This window comes from Lysinibacillus pakistanensis, assembly GCF_030123245.1.
Lineage (GTDB): Bacteria > Bacillota > Bacilli > Bacillales_A > Planococcaceae > Lysinibacillus > Lysinibacillus pakistanensis.
Window position 1 is genome coordinate 524,447 of record NZ_CP126101.1, and the last position, 22,076, is coordinate 546,522.

Consider the following 22,076-nt stretch of genomic DNA (forward strand, 5'->3'; position numbering starts at 1 on the left):
AAGGGCAAGTATGTGTAAAAATTAGGATTAGATTATGTGGAATATGAATTCTTTCAATCTAATAGCCTTAGTTAGAGCTTTCTCATCTAAAAAAGTTTGTGATAAAAAACGCTTCATTTACCGATAAATAAAGTAGGAAGCTTAATAGAATTGTTTTGTTAGAGTTACTAATGTGAAGGGGGTACATCCAATGGGAATGCGTGCTGCAATTGTCGTAGGGGCTACAGGTTTAACAGGTACCTCACTTGTGGAACAATTATGTGAAAATGATGAGTATGTTTCAGTTTTAGTAATTGCACGAAGAAAGCCCGAGTTTAAACATCCAAAGCTTGAAGTGAAAATCCGTGATTTCGATACTTTAGAGGAAAAGGATATAGAATTTGCACATGAATTGTATTGTTGTCTTGGGACAACGATAAAAAAAGCAGGTTCTCGTGAAATGTTCGAAAAAGTTGATTTTGAATACCCACTGGCTATCGCCTCATTAGCAAAAAAACGGGGCATCCCTCATATGCTTGTAATTACAGCGATGGGGGCAAATGAGGGCTCTCCATTTTACTATAATCGTGTAAAAGGTAAGCTAGAGCATGATTTGATAGAGCTAGGCTTACAGAGACTTTCAATTATACGCCCGTCATTATTAGTGGGTGAGCGAGAGGAATTTCGTTTGGGTGAAAAAGCCGGTGAGAAAGTGTTAAAGGTGGCCAAACCTCTATTAGTGGGACCGCTTAAACGTTCCAGGGCAATTGATGCCTCACAAGTTGCAAAGGCGATGCTTGTTATTGCACTGCATGGTAAGAAACAGCCTGTAGCTATTTATCAATCTCAAGAGTTAGCGACGCTAGATTTCCCAGAAATAAAGGAAGAGGATGTTTCGCGAGAAAATTTATTTAATTGGGAAAAACACAAACTATCTTCTGAAATTGATGAAGGCAATAAAGTAAACCGAGAAGTCATCATAAATCGGGATAAATATAAAATTGAGGAAACTGTTATAGATAGGGAAGTAAATTTTCATCATAGAGAGGATGAATAAAAATGCCCCATCAACAAATCGAGGGTATTTGCGTTCCGCCTAAAGACTGAATTTGCGGTTTTCGCTATTGCTCTGCTTTTCGTGCTTTTATTCATTTGTTACAATATTATTGTAGAAGATGACTGTGGAGGCAAAAAGAAAATGAAAATTTTACTCGTTGATGGCACAATGTTTGGTCATAAAACAGGTGCTATTTTAGAGCAGGTGGAGCAGTATATTAAGGAATTAAATGCTAATTTCGATTTAGAAATTATGCATTTTAGTCAATATAAGCATCAAATTGTTGACGGTTCACCGTTAAATGATGATATGAAGGAAATGATTCAAAAGTTTGAGGAAGCGGATGCATATATTATCGCTACACCGATTTTCCAAGCATCGATTCCAGGTGTTTTGAAAAATGCCTTTGATTTCTTACATCCGAAAACAATGCGCTATAAGCCAGTGTCAATCGTAGCAAATGGTGGTACTTATCAACATCATTTAGTAGTAGAAAATCAATTAAAGCCAATTTTAGACTACTTCCGTGCACTTGTTACACCTAACTATGTATACACTCATACATCTCATTTTGATGCAGACAATCATATTATAGATGAGGATGTTCATAATCGTTTACGTGAGCTAGCTCGTGTGTTTGTTCAGTATTGTGAAATGAGCAAAACATTGCCAAAGGAAACAATTGACCAACATTAAGAGTAAAGCTTTATCTTCATCCAGCAGAAGACTCCTACCTCTACAGGTTGTGAGATGAATGCGGTATTGGTTCCTTTTCAGTGGGTGTCCAAACACCTACTGAATGAAGATAAAGCCCCCGGCGGATGTCACGGATTTTAAAAGGAATGAATTGTGCGGGCACAATTCAAAATCCGGACGCAATTACGCCAAGGCGAAATTGATCCCTTGCATGGTGGAAGAAAATCACTATGCAGGGGATTTTTCTTTTTAAGTATCCTTTTTCATTGTGATAAAATAGGATTTTAGCAATCGGAAAGGAGGGCTGCTCATGCAGGACATCGCTTTACTAGAAAAGCAACGCTGTAATCTTATTTTGACGAATAAGGCCAAGGAAGCGGTAGAGGAATGCTCGGCAAATGAGCATGCCTTTTTTGCGTTACAAAAATCTTTTACCGTGTACATAGAAAAGCGTAAAGCTAAAACGATAGGCGAAACGTTTTTATCTGTTTATTTTAATGCTGAGCATAATGAAAAACTAAACGAAATTCTAGCAAAAAAAACAGCCATTATGGATTGTGTGTTAAAGGTGGAGGGCCTGTTAGCTACAAATATTCGTTTTGTCCATATGCATGGCTCGATTAATACCAATCGACGTTTGCCAGCAGCATTACAATTTATCACAAAGCCCAATAATGGTGCAGGCATTCCACTTGAGCTTCATACAAAGATTAGAGAGCTACCAATCGCTGAGGAACGCACAGAATATGTGAAAAAGCGTATTTCGAGCTGGGAAGGCTATTTAAAAATTCAAGAACGAGATGCAACGATTGATGATATTCATACAGAATTTAAACAAAGCTATTTTAATGAAGATTTTACAAGGCTTACGATTGTGTGCCCCTATATAAAATCTAAAGAATGGAAGCAGCTTGAAGGTTTAAGTGTTAGCATTCAAGGAGTTCGTGGTGAAATTGGACAAGTATTAAAAACAAATGCAGGGAAACAAACAGTAGAAATTGACCTAAAGCCTTTTGTACAGGATTTAGCTCGTAAAAATCAGCTTCATTTACGTTCTAAGCAGGCAAGCTTTAGTAATTTTGCTACATTGAGTCAAATAAGACGATTACGCAATGGTTTTACAAAGCTTGAAAAGGGCGAGGCGGTTAATCTTCATCTAGAAACAATCCTATTTGAAAGACGTCCAACTGTACGAGCAGCAAAGCTACGCGAGGATATCGCTTTTCATAACCATTTAAATGAATATCAGCAACGAGCTGTCTTAGGGGCATTGTCTGTTGAAGATTTGTACGTAATTCAGGGGCCTCCTGGAACGGGAAAGACTACTGTTATATCTGAAATTTGTCAGCAAAATGTCAAGGCTGGCTTAAAAACACTTGTTGCTTCTCAATCGAATTTAGCGGTTGATAATGCACTAGGCCGCCTTCTTTCCAATCAGGAAATTCGAATTTTACGCTATGGTAGAACAGAAAGCATTGAAGAAGAAGGTAAAAAATTTATAGAGGAAAATGTTGCACTCCATTGGCGGGAGCAAACTCTCGCAGCGGTTAAAGAGGAAATTTTAGCCTTTACAGAGCGTGAACAGGAGCTAAAGGCAAGCATAATCAAGGCTCGTGAAGAACAGGACAAATTGAAGGCATGGCTTGAGGAACTGACAAAAGAGATTGCGGCAAAAGAGCAGGCTGCAATAGATGAGCCCATTTTACAGCAGGAAATTCAAGCATTAAAAAAGGAGTTAAAGGCAACAAAAGCAGATCAGCAGGAATGTGAGGCGCAAAAAGGGCATTACGAAAAACAACTGGCGCAAATTGAGCTTACTGTAAAGTCGCTTGAACAGGTTCTTACTGAAAATCCATCGGCTGAGCAGCTACAGAATATGATAAAAGAGGTTACTCAAAAGATTGAGAAACTAGAAGCTGCTGCCCAATATAAGGAGCTACAGGAACAAAAGCAACAATTAGCTTACCAGTTTAAGGATATTCAAGTGAAATATGAGGAAGAAAGCAATCGATTGCATTTAATGAAGGAAGCTCAAAAATATATTGGTACTCTACTTTCCTATGAGCTAATTCAGCGTTTTTTACAGCATTATCAAATACGACCCTCCTATATACTATCACAACAAATAGAAAGGATTCGTCATTTAGAGGATGCTAAAGATTTAAATGCATGGGCAACGATTAATACACGACTACAAAAGGCCATTGCGAAGCTTGAGTCATTAGTTGCAGATGATGCTAGAGATCGCGCACTTGCTAAAAGTAGAGTACAGCCAGTTCAGTCGTTTTCATTGCAAAATTTAACAGGCGTCTTTGCACAGCTTAATCAAGCCTTTCAAGATGGGCAATCACCATCAGCTGAGCTGCTTGAAAGCTATTTGCTGGGACTGTATATGCGTCGTGACTTTGTCTGGCAAAAAGGTGTTGCCCTCAAACAGCAACAGCAGCATAAGGATCAAGAATTTGAATTGCTGCGTAAAAGTATTAGCTCTTTAATTCATCAAGAATGTGCCATTACGAGCTTTGATGTTCAAAGTTTACAGAGACAATTGCAGCCATTTTTGCAGCATACAGAACGACTTCAGCAGCTAGCTGAGACATTCCAAATTGATGGTGAACCAGAGGAATCTGTAGAGCAGTTGAAATTACTTATATCGCAATCAAAGTCCTCCCTTCAAACCGCGCAACAGCAGCTAGAAGCAGTTGAGCAGGCTAATTTACAGCTCCTACCAAAGAAGGCGGTACTTCAAACAGCACAAACTAGCTTACAAGAAGTTGAACAGCAGCTTTTACAAATAGACGAAGGCATAAAGGAAATAAATATTGCTGGATTAAAGAAGGAAAAGCAACTCACTGCTTGCACTAAGCTCCTTCAATCAACACCAGAGCGTACTTATGAGGAAGTAGAGGAAGCAATAAGATCATCTCAAGCAGCTTTAGAGGAAATGCAACGTAAGGAACAGCAGCTACCTCTTCGGAAAAAATTACAGGAGCAATGGAGAGATAAGCTACAAAACGCTACTGAATATGATTTAGATGAAATTCGTAAATTATATGTACGTCATGCTAATGTTATTGGTACAACATGCGTAGCTTCGGCAAGTAAGGAGTTTATGGAAAACTATCCTACATTTGATGTGGTTATAATCGATGAAGTATCCAAGGCAACACCACCAGAACTTTTATTACCAATGCTAAAGGGGAAGAAGATTATCTTAGTGGGTGATCATCATCAGCTACCACCATTACTTGGAGATGATACGTTAGAGGAAACCTTAAAGACAATGCTGGATGAAAATCCAAACTTTGAAGGTGCACAGGAATTAAAGAACTTGCTACGTGAATCCTTATTTGAGCGTTTATTTAATAATCTGCCTCATACTCATAAGCAAATGCTTGCATTGCAGTATCGTATGCATGAAAAAATTATGCATAGTATCACACCGTTTTATGCAAAGGAAGAGAATGGCTTACAATGTGGTTTACCAGATTCCGATGCTGCACGCGACCATTGCTTAGAAGGTCAATTTGTTAGTCGAGATGACCATTTGTTGTGGATTGATATACCTACTGAGAAACCTTATCTAGAGGAGCAGGTAAAGGGTGGGACGAGTCGCTTCAATGAGGGGGAAATACAAACTATCCGACGTATTTTAATAGATTTAAATGATGCTGTTATTGCAGCAAAAGAGGCTGGTCGAATGCCACAAGATGCACAAAAAAGCGTTGGTGTCATTAGTTTCTATGGTGAGCAGGTTAAGAAAATAAATCGTCTTCTTCAGCAGGAATTACAGTTATCTCATCTTCAATTTAGAACAGGTACTGTCGATAAGTTCCAAGGGATGGAGATGGACGTCATATTAGTGAGTATGGTCCGTAATACACCTAAAGGAGGAGACATTGGCTTTGCAAGAGATTATCGCCGTTTAAACGTCGCCTTATCTCGTGCGCGAGAGCTATTATTACTTGTTGGAAGTGCTGATATGTTTGCGAAACGTGCCAAGCATCAAGATACACGAGAAATGTATAGCAATCTCTTAAATACAGTAAAATCCTATAATGGCTTGCGTAATCATGAAGGACAGGTGATGTAGATTTGTCAAAATTACAGCAACGCTTATTGCGTGAACTTCAACAAAATCGAATGATTAAAATTGTTAAAACGGATGAATGGTGTATTCCAATCCGAACAGTAGAAGTGACGTATGAACCTGTTCGTCGCTCGACAATGGATGTTTTAATGACCATGCTATTAACTAGCATACGGGAAGCGAATTTTAGTAGTGCACAGGAGCTAAGTGAGCTATTACTTGTTGACCCATTATTCATAGCGGATTTAGTGTCATTAATGTCTAGAGTCAATTTAATTGACATGCAGGAAGGCTTTTATCAACTAACCTCTAAAGGACAGCAGCAACTGGAGCGTGGCATTTTTGAGGAGGAGCTAGAGCTAGAGACAGCTACCTTATATTATAGTCCATGCCATCTTGCATTTCTTGCTGTTGACGTAGATCGTATGGAGGAGTACGAAGAGTTACCAGAGCTATATCGCTATGTGGATAAAGAGGCAGAACAGCAGGAGCATTTTGAAGAAGCTACTTTAATAGTAGCACTTCAGCAAGAGGATGGCGAAGAAGCTGGTATCTCTCAAAAAATAATCTCAAAAATTGTTCAAGCAGATGCGAAGCAAATTAATGATATTCCATGTCTTGAATTTGTTCTTTATGATAAAGAGCAGGATATTCTGTTTGCGCGTGTTTGGAACACCCTATTGCATCAATGGGATCAGGACCTTGAGCAACAGCTTACAGAAAAAGAACAGCTACGGTGGCGTGAACAATATTTATAAGCAAAAACGAACGTGATTAGCGTTCGTTTTTTTGCTTTGAGAGAAAGGTGATAAAAGAAAAAAATAGGGTGATAAATTGAAAAAATGTCTCGATAAATTGATAAGCCTGCATATATTACTACAAATAAAAGGAGGGGACAGATGTTTACGATTAGTTTATGTATGATTGTTAAAAACGAGGAATGTATTATTGAAAGATGCCTAGATTCTGTTCAGCGTGTAGTGGATGAAATCAATATTATTGATACGGGATCGACTGATCGTACAAAAGATATCGTCCAAAACTATACCTCACGTATTTATGATTTTATATGGTGTGATGATTTTGCGAGGGCACGAAACTTTTCCTTTCAGCAGGCTACGAAAGATTATATCCTGTGGCTTGATGCAGATGATGTGATAACAAGTGAGCATCAACAAAAGCTACTGCAGCTTAAACATTCTTTGTATCCTAATGTCGATGCTGTTTCTATGGATTATGATATAGCGCTGGATGCTGATGGCAGTGTAGAGGCACGTGAAAAAAGATATCGTCTAGTAAAGCGGCAATGTCATTTTCAATGGTATGGTGCTGTTCACGAATATTTAGAAGTATCGGGCCAGCTTTATCATAGTGATATAGCGGTGACACATTTACCTTTAAAAAGAGATGTTCATCGTAATATTCGTATTTATGAACGTTTAAAGAAAGAAGGGTATTCATTTTCAGCTAGAGATACGTTTCATTATGCCAATGAGTTAAAAAACCATCAGCGTTTTTTAGAAGCGATTAATCAATATCATAGTTTCCTAGATTCTTTAACAGGCTCTGCTGACGATAAAATTCAGGCTTGCTTAAGTTTAGCAGATTGCTATCAGGAGCTGCATGATGTCAAACAAGCGAATCAAGTTATTGTGCAATCATTACTGTATGATCGACCAAGATCAGAAACATGCTGTCGAATGGGTCAATTTTTTATGGAGCAATTTAAAAATAAAGAGGCCATTTATTGGTACTCACAAGCCTTACAGCAGCCTTCCGAACAGTTATTTAGTATTCATAAGCCTGCTTTTTCTACATGGCTTCCTCATTTACAGCTAAGCCTGTTGTACAATCGCTTGCATCTTTATGAAAATGCACATCAACATAATGAGTTAGCCCGTCAATTCAAACCGAATGACCCTCGTATACTCGACAATCAAAAGTACTTGCTTAAGCAATTAAAAAAATAATGAACTTAAGGGAAAGGAACATCAATAAAATGAATATAAATACCATGACCAATTAACACGGCAATAAAAACAACAACAGTCATAAAAATGACATTTCGAGGTCTAAAATTTCGTGCTTCCATCTAACCATCTCCTTTTTTGAATTAAAGAATATTCTGTCAATTCAACATATGTTTGAAGAGTTAGAGTATGCAATATTTTTTGATGAACACATTCATATGCCTGAATGTGTTCTTAAATCACAAAATATAAAGCTCTTGTGCTATATTAAACACAATGATTGACGAAAGGATGTTTACAATTTGGCTAAAAGTTTAGTACTAGCAGAAAAACCTTCAGTAGCCCGCGATATAGCAAATGTATTGAAGTGTCATAAAAAAGGAAACGGATTTTTAGAGGGAGATAAATATATTGTAACTTGGGCACTTGGACATTTAGTAACACTAGCAGACCCTGAAAGCTACGATGTGAAATATAAAACATGGAATTTGGAAGACTTACCAATGCTGCCAGAACGTCTTCGCTTAACAGTTATTAAGCAATCAGGAAAGCAATATAATGCTGTAAAGTCACAATTAAATCGTAATGATGTAAAAGAAATTATTATTGCAACAGATGCTGGACGTGAAGGTGAATTAGTAGCCCGCTGGATTATTGCAAAAGCAAATGTGAAAAAACCAATGAAACGACTATGGATTTCATCTGTCACAGATAAAGCTATCAAAGAGGGATTTGCCAATTTAAAGCCGGGTAACAACTATGATAATTTATACGCTGCTGCTGTTGCCCGTTCGGAAGCTGATTGGTACATTGGTTTAAATGCAACTCGTGCATTAACTACAAGATTCAATGCACAGTTGAACTGTGGTCGCGTACAAACTCCAACAGTGGCAATTATTGCTGCACGTGAAGATGAAATTAAAAACTTCAAACCACAAACCTATTATGGTATTGAAGCACAAACAGATTCCTTAAAGCTTACTTGGCAAGATGCAAACGGCAATTCGCGTAGCTTTACTAAAGAAAAAACGGACGTTATTGTCAAAGCATTAGGCAGCCAGGATGCAAAGATTGTTGCACTTGACCGCAAGCCTAAAAAATCATATGCCCCAGGTCTTTATGATTTAACAGAATTACAGCGTGATGCCAATAAATTATTTGGCTATTCGGCAAAAGAAACATTAAATATTATGCAAAAGCTCTATGAATCTCATAAGGTACTGACATATCCTCGTACAGATTCACGTTATTTATCATCTGATCTTGTAGGCACATTGCCAGAGCGTCTCAAAGCATGTGGCATTGGTGAATATCGTTCATTAACTAATAAAATTTTAACAAAGCCAATTAAAGCGAATAAATCGTTTGTAGATGATAGTAAAGTTTCGGATCACCATGCCATTATTCCAACTGAAGGCTATGTAAATTTATCTGCATTCAATGATAAAGAGCGTAAAATTTATGATTTAGTAGTAAAGAGATTCTTAGCTGTTTTATTCCCAGCACATGAATATGAGCAGTTAACGGTACAAGCCCAAATCGGTAATGAAAAATTTATAGCTAGAGGAAAAACAGTAATAAATGCTGGTTGGAAAGAGGTTTATCAAAATCGATTTGATGATGATGAATCCACTGATGATGTAAAGGAGCAGCTGCTTCCTCGTTTAGCGCAAGGACAGGTATTAAAAACAAAGCTAATTGCCCAAACATCAGGTCAAACAAAACCACCTGCACGCTTTACAGAGGCAACATTATTATCAGCAATGGAAAATCCTACGAAGTATATGGACACCCATGATAAGAAGCTAGCGGATACGTTAAAATCTACAGGTGGGCTAGGAACGGTTGCTACACGCGCAGATATAATTGACAAGCTTTTCAACTCTTTTTTAATTGAAAAGCGTGGAGGGAAAGAAATTTATATCACCTCTAAGGGTCGTCAGCTCCTAGACTTAGTGCCAGAAGAATTGCGTTCTCCTGCTACGACAGCGGAGTGGGAACAAAAGCTTGAGTTGATTGCCAAAGGGAAATTAAAAAAAGATGCGTTCATTCATGAAATGAAAGAGCATACAAAAGAGATTGTAGCTGAAATAAAAGGTAGTGCTAAAAAATATAAGCACGACAATATTTCAACAAAGTCCTGTCCCGATTGTGGTAAGCCAATGCTTGAGGTTAATGGTAAAAAGGGCAAGATGCTTGTATGCCAAGATCGAGAGTGTGGCCACCGTAAAAATGTATCCCGTGTCACAAACGCACGATGCCCACAATGTAAGAAAAAGCTAGAGCTTCGTGGTGAAGGAGAAGGACAAATCTTTGTGTGTAAATGTGGATATCGTGAAAAATTATCAGCTTTTGAAGCCCGTCGAAAAAAAGAAGGTGGCGGTAAAGTAGATAAGCGTAGTGTGCAGAAATTCTTGAAGCAGCAAGAGAAAGAGGCTGAGCCACTTAATAATGCATTCGCAGATTTATTAAAGGGTTTAAAATTAGACGAATAACTCTAGAAAGCAGCGGTTTGTGTTAAACTGCTGCTTTTTCTATTTCCTTATTTCACACCTTTGAAAAATAAGAAAGCAACATTTTAAACATTGTTCCGTGTTAAGATTCTGTCTGTACTAGAGGACCATCAAAATGAGCCAATTTAAAAATTGTAAACCTCTACTACTATTTTAAACTGGGAGATGAGTGTATGGGTAAATTAGTTGGCAAAATTGCTCTTGTGACTGGAGCGAGTCGAGGAATAGGACAATAGTATTGCATTGCGTTTGGCTCAAGAGGGTGCATTTGTAGCAGTGCATTATGGAAAAGGGCAAATGGAGGCGGGAGCAGTTGTTCGTCAGATTGAGCAAGTTGGTGGAAGGGCCTGTGCCATTGGTGCAGATTTGAGTACACTTGAGGGTATTCATGATTTATTTACGAAGTTAGATAATCGTGTTTTAGAGCATTCTGGCAGTAATCAAATTGATATTCTAGTTAACAATGCCGGAATTGGACAAATTGTCACTTTAGAGGAGACAACAGAAGAATCCTTTGAAGAGGTTATGAAAATAAACGTAAAGGCACCACTTTTTGTTACGAAGCAAGCTTTACCACGCTTAAAAGATGGGGGAAGTATTATTAATATCTCTTCCTTTGTAACCCGTGTAGCTTCACCAAGTGTATTCGCCTATAGTATGTCTAAAGGAGCCATTGACACATTGACTCGTCTTTTAGCTAAGCAATTGGGTAGCCGTCATATTACCGTCAATGCCATTCAGCCTGGGATTATTAACACAGAGATGAATGCTGAAACTTTGCAACATCCTGATGGACAAAAATATGCGGCTGATCTTTCAATTTTCAAGAGATGGGGAGAGCCTGAAGATGTGGCAGATATTGCAGCATTTTTAGCATCATCGGACAGCCGTTGGATAACTGGTCAATTACTTGATGCCAGTGGTGGATCTCATTTATAGAATAAATTATGTTGAAGCAATTTAATAAGAGCAGCCCTGTAAAAGTTCGTAGTTACAGGGCTTTTTAACTTTGTGTAAGCACAAAGCCGATTCCAGACACAATTATGCCGAGGTATAATTAATTTTAAGCTTAAAATTAATTGTAAAAACAGAAATTTCAGAAAACATATTGAATTACAAAAAAAACTATGATAGTCTATGTAACATATAAAATGAAGTTTAAACTTCAAAAATAAATAAAAAAAGGATGTACTTCTTTGAGAGATGATCGAACAATTCAACAAGTCATTCAAGATAAATTTCAAGAGCTTTCTAAAAGCCAACAAAAAGTAGCAACTTTTATTCTGAAAAATTTGCAGACAGTTGGCGTTCATTCGGCTGCATATGTTGGTGAAAAAGCCGGTGTCAGTGAAACAACGGTCATACGCTTTTGCTATGCGATAGGGCTTTCTGGTTATGCTCAGTTACAGCGAGAAATAACCTTGCATTTATTCAATGAAGGGAAAACAAGCAGTTTGCAAAATTATTTGCATTCAAAGCAGGTCCTTTTTGAAAATCCACGTTTTTATGAGAAAACAATGGAAAAGGATGCATCGCATATTTTACAGGTGGCAAAGGGCATTAATGAGAAAGATTTTAATAAAGCTACGAAGCTGTTGCATACAAGGAAAAAAATATATATTGCTGGTAATGGCTCCTCCTATTTAGCTGCACAATGGCTACACTTTACTTTAAATCTTTTGAGGCCAAATGTTGTTCTATTAAACTTTGAAACGAGTGAGGTCATTCGTGCAATACAAGATATTGATGAGGAAAGTGTTGTCATCATTTTATCGTTTCATCGTTATTTTAAAGAACCGATTCAATTTGCAGCTGAACTTCAAGAAAAAAATTGTGAGATTATCGGTATTACGGATGCTCAAATTGCACCAATTACACAATATTCGACGATTACCTTTGTTAACGAACAGCAAGAGATGTCAACAATTGATGCTATGCCTGCACTAGTATCATTCTTGAATACATTAATTGCAGGGATGACGGCACATGATCATGACTATTATGAAAATCAGCGCGTAAAATATGATGATTTCCAAAATAGCTTTTTAGCAAATCGATGGAGTTGAACAACATGAATCAAGTTTTACAAAACCTACAGCCGCGATTGGCTGATATATTTACACATCTTCATAAACATCCAGAAATAAGCTGGCAAGAGCATGAAACGACACAATATATTGCCGCTTTATTAAGAGAGGCACAGATGGAGCCTCATTTATTCGATGATATGACAGGACTTTATGTGGATATTGGGAAAGGAGAACCCAAAGTAGGCTTTCGTACCGACATAGATGCGCTTTGGCAGGAGGTGGACGGTGTCTTTAAGGCTAATCATTCTTGTGGACATGATGGTCATATGACGATGGCTATTGGGACAGCGCTTCTTTTAAAGGATATGGAGCATTTACTTTCCGGGGCGGTTCGTATTTTATTTCAGCCTGCTGAAGAAAAAGCGCAAGGGGCAAGTGCATTGGTCGAGAAGGGGCTTGTGGATAATCTAGAATATTTATTTGGTGTTCATGTTCGTCCGTTAAAGGAGCTAGAGGATGGGACATATGCACCTGCACTATACCACGGTGCAGCCAAACTCTTTACAGGAACCATTATCGGGGAGGAGGCTCACGGTGCACGACCAGAGCTAGGAATAAATGCAATTGAGGTTGGTGCAGCAATTTTAGAGGGTTTACAAAAAATTTGGACGGACCCGAATGTCTCAGCTTCTGTCAAAATGACGCAATTTAATGCTGGAGGCTCTTCCACTAATATTATTCCTGGAAAAGCAACCTTTAGCATTGATGCCCGAGCTCAAACGAATGAGGTAATGCAAGTTATTACAGAGGGAGTAGAACGAGTAAGGACATTAGTAGAGGCAATGTATGGTGCTAAAATTGACATTAAAGTTGATGCACATATTGTTGCAGCATTAGTTCATGATGCAGCATTACAGCTTATGAATGCCGCTATAATCGATGTGGTCGGTGAAAAGGCTTGTGCACCACCTGTTGTGACACCTGGTGGGGAAGATTTTCATTTTTATACGTTCGAGCGGCCTCATCTAAAAGCTACAATGCTGGGGTTAGGTTGTGGTGTAACACCAGGTCTTCATCATCCCAAAATGACCTTTAATCAAGATAGACTACTTACTGGTGTAAACATTATTACAAGAGCGATTTTACGTGCGCTTTAGCAGAATTATTACCCAATAAATTTGGGATACAAGAGAGAAAGAAGAGAGAGCCATGATTGATATAAAAGAAATAAACACAATCGATCAATTGGAGCATGTTCAGCAACTAGAATATGAGGTATGGGGAATGCCTTCCATACCTCTCCATCAAACTTTAACAGCAGTGAAGAATGGAGGGATTGTTGTTGGTGCTTATGATGGGGAGCGTTTAGTTGGATTTAGCTATGGTTTTTCAGGATTTCGAGAGGGAAAAAGCTTTTTATGCTCACATATGTTGGGGATTGATAAAAATTATCGTTCACAGGGGATAGGTGAAAAATTAAAGCTGGCACAAAGAGAGATTGCGATTAATCGGGGCTATGATTTAATGGTATGGACCTTTGATCCTTTAGAAACGCGTAATGCCTATTTAAATCTTTCGAAATTAAAGGGTATTTGTTATACGTATATAGAAAATTGCTACGGTGAAATGCAGGATGGTTTAAATAAAGGGCTGCCCTCTGATCGTTTTGAGGTAAGTTGGCATTTAACATCTGACTATGTGATACAGGATATCGTAATTGATGTGACAAATCCAGTTCCTGTGGCAAGCTGTAGCCTAAATGAGCAAGGCCTTCTATGCTTAAAAATGACTGAAAATTCCAAATATAACAAAGACTTTTATGTGTTGCCAGTACCGAAGGATTTTCAAGCATTGAAAGTGCAAAATCCAGATTTGGCATTAGATTGGCGTTTTAAAACACGCCATATTTTACAGCAGCTATTTGCACAAGGATATGCTGTTGTGAAATTACAGCAACAAGAAAAATACAATGAATATGTGCTGGCGAAAAAAACAGCCTTACCACTGGAAGGGGAAAAATAAGATGAAAATTACAGAAATCACAATTCGACAACTCAAAATGAAATTAAAGGCACCATTTACAACAAGCTTTGGCACATTTCATGATAGAGATTTTTTAGTGTTAGAGGCGAAAGATGAATCTGGAATCATTGGCTGGGGTGAATCTGTTGCCTTTCACTCTCCTTGGTACAATGAAGAAACGCTACAAACTAACTGGCATATGTTAGAAGACTTCCTAATACCTCTTTTGTTGAATAAAGAGATTCAGCATCCAGATGAAGTAAATGAACTATTTAAGCCTATCCGCAAAAATAATATGGCGAAATCAACAATTGAAGGAGCAATTTGGGATATCTATGCACAGCAGACGAAGCAAACATTGGCAGCAGCGCTAGGGGGCAAAAAGGACAAAATTGAAGTAGGGATCAGTATTGGCATTCAGAATTCAATTGACGATTTGGTAATGCTAGTGGATGGATATGTACGGGAAGGCTATAAGCGCATGAAAATTAAAATAAAGCCTGGTTGGGACGTAGAGGTAATGCGTACATTACGTGAAATGTTTCCCGATACAGCATTTATGGCAGATGCAAATTCAGCCTATAATCTTGAGGATGCTGCAACACTCAAGCAACTCGATGCCTTTCATTTAACAATGATTGAACAGCCATTAGCATCAGATGACATTATTGATCATGCTACATTACAAAAATTAATCGATACACCCATTTGTTTGGATGAAAGTATTCATTCATTAGAGGATGCTCGTAAGGCTGTAGAATTGGGCAGTACAAAAATTATAAATATTAAAATTGGCCGTGTGGGTGGCTTGACAGAAGCAAAGAAAATTCACGATTATTGTGAGGCCAATAATATTCCAGTTTGGTGTGGTGGTATGTTAGAGTCTGGCATTGGTCGTGCTCATAACGTCGCATTAACAACACTATCCAATTTCATTTTACCAGGTGATACTGCTGGTTCAAATCGCTATTGGGAAAAAGACATCATCGATCCTGAAGTTATCGTGAAGGATGGTTATATAGAAGTACCTCAGCAACCAGGAATTGGCTATGAAATTAATAGAGAAACGATTGAATCATTTACAGTTGCAAAAAAAACATATCAATAAGTTGACAAGGAAATCGAGACTAGTAGGTGTTCTATGAAAAAAAGTTGGCAAATTGGAGGCGCATTTGTAGGATTAATCGTTGGGGCTGGCTTTGCATCAGGCCAAGAAATTATGCAATATTTCACGAGCTTTGGCTTGTATGGTATTGTAGGAGGAATTGTTGCAACCATTGCTTTTGCATTTTTGGGTATGAGTCTAGCACAATTAGGGACAGATCTACAAACGACATCTCATAAAGAGGTTATTTATCACATTGGTGGGCGTTATATTGGGGTTATTTTAGATATTGTTATTACGTTTTTCTTATTTGGCGTTGCAGTCGTTATGTTTGCAGGGGCAGGGTCAACATTTCAGCAAATGTTCGGTATTAACCCAATGATTGGTAGTATCTTTATGATGCTTATAACGATTTTAACACTACTGTTAAATGTTAAAAATATTATTAATATAATAGCATTAGTAACACCGTATTTAATGGGGATTATTTTTATTATTTTAATTTACTCCATATTCACAATGGACTTAACGATTGCAGAGCAAAATGCTTTAGCAAAAGAGCAAACGTCTGCAGCTTCAAATTGGCTAATGGGTGCTTTACTTTATGTATCTTATAATATTGCGGCTGGTGCAGCGATGTTAATTGTTATGGGTGGGACTGTAAAAGAACGGAAAGTTGCTGGTATTGGCGGCATGCTAGGCGGACTAATGCTAGGTGTCTTAATAATATTAATTAATATTGCCATGTTCGTAAAAATGGATGTAGTTGGTGGGGTAGCGATGCCAACATTAGAGCTTGCTAAGCAAATCCATCCTGTAGTAGGGGTGTTAATGTCCATCGCTTTATTAGGAATGATGTATAATACAGCTGTTGGTATGTTTTATGCATTTACAGTGCGTTTTATAGCGCCTGAGCATAAATATTTTAAACTAGGTATTGTGGTCATTGGTTTACTAGGCTTTGCAGCAAGCTTAGTCGGGTTTACAACTTTGGTTGGTAAGGTATATTCAACAATGGGCTATTTAGGCTTTGCTCTAATTATAGCGGTTGTCATGTCATGGCTACGAAAACCGAAAGATTTATCTTGATTCAAAGGTAGTAAGATAAATGCGTTTTCTAATTCAGCGGACATACCCTTTTTTGAGTGAGATAAAAAATTCTTCTTCCCTATTGCCAATGCATTGGCAATAGGGATTTTTTTATGAAATCAGTGATGAAAGCTAAAGAGCAATCATACAGTAAGTATGTATTTGTTGATTTTAAATTTCTACTTAATGTATGATAAATTCTCGTAATTTTGAATAAAATCTATATTGTTTGCTAGACACCTTTTTTTATGAATGCTATATTAAAGTTGTCATAGTATTTTTATAATTAGGAAAAAAAGTTAATCAACATGACTTTCTGAGCTAAATTGAGTCTATGTTTTTTCTAATTATAAGGAGTAATAGAGTAAAGAGCTAGATGAAGGATGATAGATGCCTATGGTAAAGAAAACGTTAAAACAAAGAATTGTAGACGCTTCAGTCGTGCTGTTTCAGCAAGATGGCTATCACAATGTAACTGTTGATCGCATTGTCGAATATATTGGGGCATCAAAGGGTGGATTTTATCATAATTTTAAATCGAAAGATGAATTGTTATATGAAATTCACGATGTATTTATTTCGTATGTTATTAAGCAGTCACAGGATGCCTATGACAAGTACGATACACCGATTACACGCTTATGTGCCATGCTGCAAACACTGACACAAGTATTTGATATGTATCAGGCACATATTACTGTTTTTTATGAGGAAAGCCGTTCACTTCCAGAGGAATATAGTGAAATTATTCATAAAAAAAGGGATCAATATCGGGATATTTTACAAAAAGTAATAGGAGAGGGCCAACAAACAAAAGATTTTCGTACGGAATTACCGTGTACAATTGTCACAATGGCCATTGTTGGAATGATTAACTGGACATATAAATGGTATAAACAAACGGGTCCATTGACAATGGAGGAAATTACAGAGGTCTTCACTGATATGGTATTACGTGCGATTGTGACGGAACAAGCAATGGAGGAAGCAAAACAATTTATGGTAAAGGGGTAGCCAGTAATATCACTGGTTTTATTAATTGTTTATACAAACCGACTAGTCGGTATTTATCTTCGTTCAGAAAAAGACTTCCGCCTTTGAAAATGGTGAAATAAATAGGGTGTGGTTCTTTTACAGTGGGTGTAGAGGACTTAGTCTAAGAATGCCACTTCCTGTAAATGACCGACATCGTTTTGGCCCTCGTGCAGGCCCAATCTGGACGAATTACGCCAAGGCGATATTGATTAATGCATGCAACTGTCATCTGAGCAATCTGCTATGGCAAATTAGAAATTAGGGGGACTAGGGATGAACTTTGAATTAACGAAAGAACAAGTGATGATTCGAGACATGGTACGTGATTTTGCGGAAAAAGAAATTAAACCGTATGCTCGTGAGGTTGATGAGACGTCAACAATGAGAATAGAGAGCTTTAAAAAAATGGCTGAGCTAGGCTTATTGGGTATTCCGTTTCCTGAAGAATATGGTGGTTCAGGTGGGGATACAGTGTCTTACGCTTTAGCAGTCGAAGAAATTGGGCGTGCATGTGGAGGTACTGGATTAAGCTATGCTGCGGCTGTTAGCTTAGGGGCATCACCAATCTATAATTTCGGCACAGAGGAGCAAAAGCAGGAATGGCTTGTTCCGTTAGCAAAAGGTGAGACATTAGGATCATTCGGTTTAACAGAGCCTAATGCAGGTTCAGATGCTGGTGGTACGCGAACAACAGCTGTTATTGATGGTGATGATTACGTCATTAATGGGGAAAAATGCTGGATCACAAATGCAGGCTATGCACGTCAAATTATAGTAACAGCAGTAACAGGTAAGCGTGAAGATGGTAAAAAAATTATTTCATCTATTATTGTTCCAACGAATACACCTGGTGTAACGATAAATTGCAATTACGACAAAATGGGTGTTCGTGGCTCCAATACATGTGAAATTGTTTTACAGAATGTTCGTGTTCCAAGAGCTAATCTTTTAGGGGATGAAAAACGAGGATTTAGTCAGTTTTTAAATACGCTGGATGGTGGACGAATTTCAATTGCGGCTTTATCAGTAGGAATTGCACAGGCTGCTTATGAAAAGGCATTAAAATTCGCTAAAGAACGGGAGCAATTTGGTGCACCAATATCAAAGCTACAGGCTATCCAGTTTAAACTAGCTGATATGGCGATGGAGATAGAGCTTGCGCGTACATTAGTACATAAGGCGGCATGGCTTAAGGATCAAAAGAAACCATTCGGAAAGGAAGCTGCAATGGCAAAATTATTTGCTTCAGAAATGGGCTTCCGTACTTGTAATCAAGCAATTCAAATTCATGGCGGTTCAGGCTATATGAAAGAATACGACGTTGAGCGCCATCTACGTGACATTAAATTAATGGAAATCGGTGAGGGAACATCAGAAATTCAACGTCTCGTTATTTCTCGTCTAATTGGCTGTTAAAAAACCTTTGCTGAAAAGAGTTAAATAGCATAATAAAGGAGGATTCTCATGGCAGAACTTGTGTATCAAACTATTGGTCAATTGCTAGATGAACAATCTGAGAAGTATCCACAGCACGAAGCATTAGTATATACAGATAGGGATTTACGAATGACCTATGAGCAGTTAAATCGTCAAAGTCGTTTAGTTGCAAGAGGGCTAATGGCTCTCGGTATAGAAAAGGGCGAGCATATCGCAGTATGGACAACAAATGTTCCAGAATGGGTACAGTTACAATTTGGTACAGGCAAAATGGGCGCCCCAATCGTCACAGTAAATACAAATTATCGTGCAAGTGAGTTGGAATATTTATTAAAGCAATCCGATGCAAAGACAATTTTTTTAATTGAAAACTATCGCGACCATTCCTTTATCAATACACTACAAGAGTTATGTCCAGAGCTTGAGCATTGTGAACCTGGTAATTTACAAGCTAAGCGACTGCCTTTATTGAAGAATGTTATTTTAATCGGTGAGACGAAATTCCCTGGAGTACTTAATTGGTCTGAGGTTTTAGCTGCTGCTGAGCAAGTAACAGAGGAGCAATTAGATCAAAGACAGCAATCGCTTCATTACGATGATGTTATTAATATTCAATATACTTCTGGTACAACAGGCTTTCCAAAGGGCGTGATGTTGACGCATTATAACCTAGTGAATAATGCTATAAATATTGCAGAATGCATGCAATTAACCTCTAAGGATCGTTTATGTATTCCCGTACCGTTCTTCCATTGCTTCGGGTGCGTCATTGGAACACTGGCTATCACAACAACTGGTGGGACGATGGTGCCAGTACAGGAATTTTCACCTGCTGAGGTACTGAGAACAGTTGAAAAAGAAAAATGCACAGCGTTGCATGGTGTACCAACAATGTTTATTAGTGAGCTCAATTTACCGAATTTTGAGTCATTTGATCTATCCACATTACGTACGGGTGTTATGGCTGGCTCTAACTGCCCTATTGAGGTGATGAAGGCTGTTATCGAAAAAATGGGGATGAAGGATATTACCATCTGTTACGGTCAAACAGAATCATCGCCAGTAATTACACAAACAAGAACAGATGACCCACTCGCATTAAAGGTAGAAACAGTTGGCCGTGCCCTACCGAATCTAGAAGTTAAAATTGTCGTTCCTGGTACGGATGAAGAAGCTGCACCACTTGAGCAAGGTGAGCTTTGCACAAGAGGCTATCACGTGATGAAAGGTTATTATAAAAATCCAGAAGAAACGGATCTTGCCATCGATCAGCAAGGCTGGCTGCATACGGGAGATTTAGCAACGATGGATGAAGCGGGCTATATTCGAGTAACAGGGCGTTTAAAGGATATGATTATTCGTGGTGGTGAAAATTTATATCCAAGAGAAATTGAGGAGTTCCTATACAAACATCCAAAAATTTCTGATGTACAGGTGGCTGGTGTCCCTGATCCAGTTTATGGGGAGGAAGCGGCTGCTTGGATTATCCTAAAAGAGGGAGAACAAGCAACAGAAGAAGAGATTCGGGATTTTTGCAGAGATAAAATTTCTAGACATAAAATTCCGCGACATATTTTCTTTATTGATCATTATCCAATGACTGCATCAGGGAAGGTTCAAAAGTATAAATTACGTGAGAATTTTGTTGCGACAGTAATGTAGGAAGGGGGCGGTAATATGTTCAAGAAGGTTTTAATTGCCAATCGTGGGGAGATCGCTAGGCGGATTATAAGAACATGTAAGCGACTAAATGTTCAAACAGTTGCAGTGTATTCAGAGGCCGATGCTGCCAGTCTTCATGTTAAAGATGCAGATGAAGCATATTGTGTAGGAAAGCCGCCTGTTGCACAGAGCTATTTAAATATTGATCGTATTCTTGAAATTGCACAGGAAAGCGGTGCGGATGCTGTTCATCCAGGCTATGGCTTATTATCGGAGAACGCCGATTTTGCTAAACGTTGTACAGAGGCAGGCCTTACATTTATTGGACCGAGTGCAGAGGTTATTGCCTCGATGGGAAGTAAATTAGAGGCAAGAAAAACGATGAAGGCAGCGGGTGTCCCAATTGTAGAAGGTGTAGAAACACCTATTGCAAATGTAGAAGAGGCAGTTGCAATAGCTGCACGTCTTGGCTATCCAGTTATGTTAAAGGCTTCTGCTGGTGGTGGCGGTATCGGTATGCAGCTTGTTGAAAATTCTGAGGAGCTAGCAAAGGCATTTGAGGGAAATCAAAAGCGAGCACAGTCATTTTTCGGAGACGGAACAATGTATATGGAGCGATTTATTGCCAATCCACACCATGTTGAGGTTCAAATAATTGCAGACCATCATGGCAATGTTGTACCACTCTTCGAACGTGAGTGTTCAATCCAGAGGAGAAACCAAAAAGTAGTGGAGGAGGCACCATCTCCCTTCATTTCAGATGAAACAAGAGAGCGTATGCTAGAAGCGTCCGTCAAGGCAGCAAAGCATATTGGATATGTGAATGCTGGTACGATTGAGTATCTAGTAGATGCGAATCAACAATTTTACTTTTTAGAGATGAATACACGTCTACAGGTGGAGCATCCCGTAACAGAGGAAATTACAAAGCTGGATCTGGTGGAGGAGCAATTAAAGATTGCAGCAAAACAGCCTTTAACGTTTACACGGGAGAGCATTGAAAAAGAAGGGCATGCAATTGAAGTACGCATATATGCTGAAAATCCTTCCACGTTTTTCCCTTCGCCAGGTATTATCACAGCGCTAGAGCTACCTCAGGGAGAAGGTATTCGACATGAATGTGGTGTAGAGGCAGATTCAACGGTAACACCTTTCTATGATCCAATGATAAGCAAGTTAATTGTGTGGGGAAATACACGCGCAATTGCATGTGAAAGACTTATTCAAGCACTTCGAGCTTATAAAGTGGAAGGAATTCAAACAAATATTCCAATGCTCTTGAAGACAGTTACACATGAACAATTTTTAAAAGGCAATACAACGACTAAATTTGTGGATGAATATTATTTACCGCAATTAGCACAGTCAAAATAAAAAAAATTCAAAGCATT

Annotated in this window: 15 protein-coding genes and 1 pseudogene; all 16 read left to right on the top strand. The window is 38.3% G+C overall.

The features are described 5' to 3' along the window. Positions 1 to 190 precede the first annotated feature (190 nt). The 16 genes and pseudogenes from QNH24_RS02605 (at position 191) to QNH24_RS02680 (ending at position 22,059) form a co-directional block, all read left to right on the top strand. Positions 191 to 1,036, top strand: coding sequence for an NAD(P)H-binding protein (locus QNH24_RS02605; RefSeq protein ID WP_283870621.1), 846 nt, complete (start codon positions 191 to 193; stop codon positions 1,034 to 1,036). A 141-nt stretch (positions 1,037 to 1,177) separates the two neighbouring features. Further along, the gene (locus QNH24_RS02610; protein WP_283870622.1) at positions 1,178 to 1,732 is read left to right on the top strand and encodes an NADPH-dependent FMN reductase; all 555 of its coding nucleotides are present in this window, start codon (positions 1,178 to 1,180) and stop codon (positions 1,730 to 1,732) included. 310 nt (positions 1,733 to 2,042) lie between these two features. After that, positions 2,043 to 5,825, top strand: coding sequence for a DEAD/DEAH box helicase (locus QNH24_RS02615; protein WP_283870623.1), 3,783 nt, complete (start codon positions 2,043 to 2,045; stop codon positions 5,823 to 5,825). Positions 5,826 to 5,827: 2 nt separating this feature from the next. Next, positions 5,828 to 6,580, top strand: coding sequence for a hypothetical protein (locus QNH24_RS02620; RefSeq protein WP_283870624.1), 753 nt, complete (start codon positions 5,828 to 5,830; stop codon positions 6,578 to 6,580). A gap of 141 nt (positions 6,581 to 6,721) precedes the next feature. Next, positions 6,722 to 7,792, top strand: a complete 1,071-nt coding sequence (locus QNH24_RS02625; RefSeq protein WP_283870625.1) for a glycosyltransferase family 2 protein — start codon at positions 6,722 to 6,724, stop codon at positions 7,790 to 7,792. Positions 7,793 to 8,094: 302 nt separating this feature from the next. Continuing rightward, the gene (locus QNH24_RS02630) at positions 8,095 to 10,287 is read left to right on the top strand and encodes a DNA topoisomerase III (protein ID WP_283870626.1); all 2,193 of its coding nucleotides are present in this window, start codon (positions 8,095 to 8,097) and stop codon (positions 10,285 to 10,287) included. 191 nt (positions 10,288 to 10,478) lie between these two features. Continuing rightward, positions 10,479 to 11,244, top strand: a pseudogene (locus QNH24_RS02635) (SDR family oxidoreductase). A gap of 257 nt (positions 11,245 to 11,501) precedes the next feature. Further along, positions 11,502 to 12,371 carry a MurR/RpiR family transcriptional regulator gene (locus QNH24_RS02640; RefSeq protein WP_283870627.1) on the top strand — a complete coding sequence of 290 codons (870 nt, stop codon included), beginning with the start codon at positions 11,502 to 11,504 and terminating at the stop codon, positions 12,369 to 12,371. A gap of 5 nt (positions 12,372 to 12,376) precedes the next feature. Continuing rightward, positions 12,377 to 13,492: a M20 peptidase aminoacylase family protein gene (locus tag QNH24_RS02645; protein WP_283870628.1), complete on the top strand. Its 1,116-nt coding sequence runs from the start codon at positions 12,377 to 12,379 to the stop codon at positions 13,490 to 13,492. Positions 13,493 to 13,544: 52 nt separating this feature from the next. After that, the gene (locus tag QNH24_RS02650) at positions 13,545 to 14,357 is read left to right on the top strand and encodes a GNAT family N-acetyltransferase (RefSeq protein WP_283870629.1); all 813 of its coding nucleotides are present in this window, start codon (positions 13,545 to 13,547) and stop codon (positions 14,355 to 14,357) included. A gap of 1 nt (position 14,358) precedes the next feature. Continuing rightward, on the top strand, positions 14,359 to 15,465 hold the full coding sequence (gene menC / locus QNH24_RS02655) for an o-succinylbenzoate synthase (RefSeq protein WP_283870630.1): 1,107 nt from the start codon (positions 14,359 to 14,361) through the stop codon (positions 15,463 to 15,465). Between the two features lie 33 nt (positions 15,466 to 15,498). Beyond that, positions 15,499 to 16,551 (top strand): YkvI family membrane protein, encoded by a 1,053-nt coding sequence (locus QNH24_RS02660; RefSeq protein WP_283870631.1) that lies wholly within the window; start codon positions 15,499 to 15,501, stop codon positions 16,549 to 16,551. 396 nt (positions 16,552 to 16,947) lie between these two features. Beyond that, a complete protein-coding gene (locus QNH24_RS02665; protein WP_283872721.1) occupies positions 16,948 to 17,565 on the top strand; it encodes a TetR/AcrR family transcriptional regulator in 618 nt (205 codons plus the stop codon). A 294-nt stretch (positions 17,566 to 17,859) separates the two neighbouring features. Beyond that, the gene (locus QNH24_RS02670; protein ID WP_283870632.1) at positions 17,860 to 19,002 is read left to right on the top strand and encodes an acyl-CoA dehydrogenase; all 1,143 of its coding nucleotides are present in this window, start codon (positions 17,860 to 17,862) and stop codon (positions 19,000 to 19,002) included. A gap of 48 nt (positions 19,003 to 19,050) precedes the next feature. Further along, on the top strand, positions 19,051 to 20,685 hold the full coding sequence (locus tag QNH24_RS02675) for an AMP-binding protein (RefSeq protein ID WP_283870633.1): 1,635 nt from the start codon (positions 19,051 to 19,053) through the stop codon (positions 20,683 to 20,685). A gap of 15 nt (positions 20,686 to 20,700) precedes the next feature. Beyond that, a complete protein-coding gene (locus QNH24_RS02680; RefSeq protein WP_283870634.1) occupies positions 20,701 to 22,059 on the top strand; it encodes an acetyl-CoA carboxylase biotin carboxylase subunit in 1,359 nt (452 codons plus the stop codon). Positions 22,060 to 22,076 lie beyond the last annotated feature (17 nt).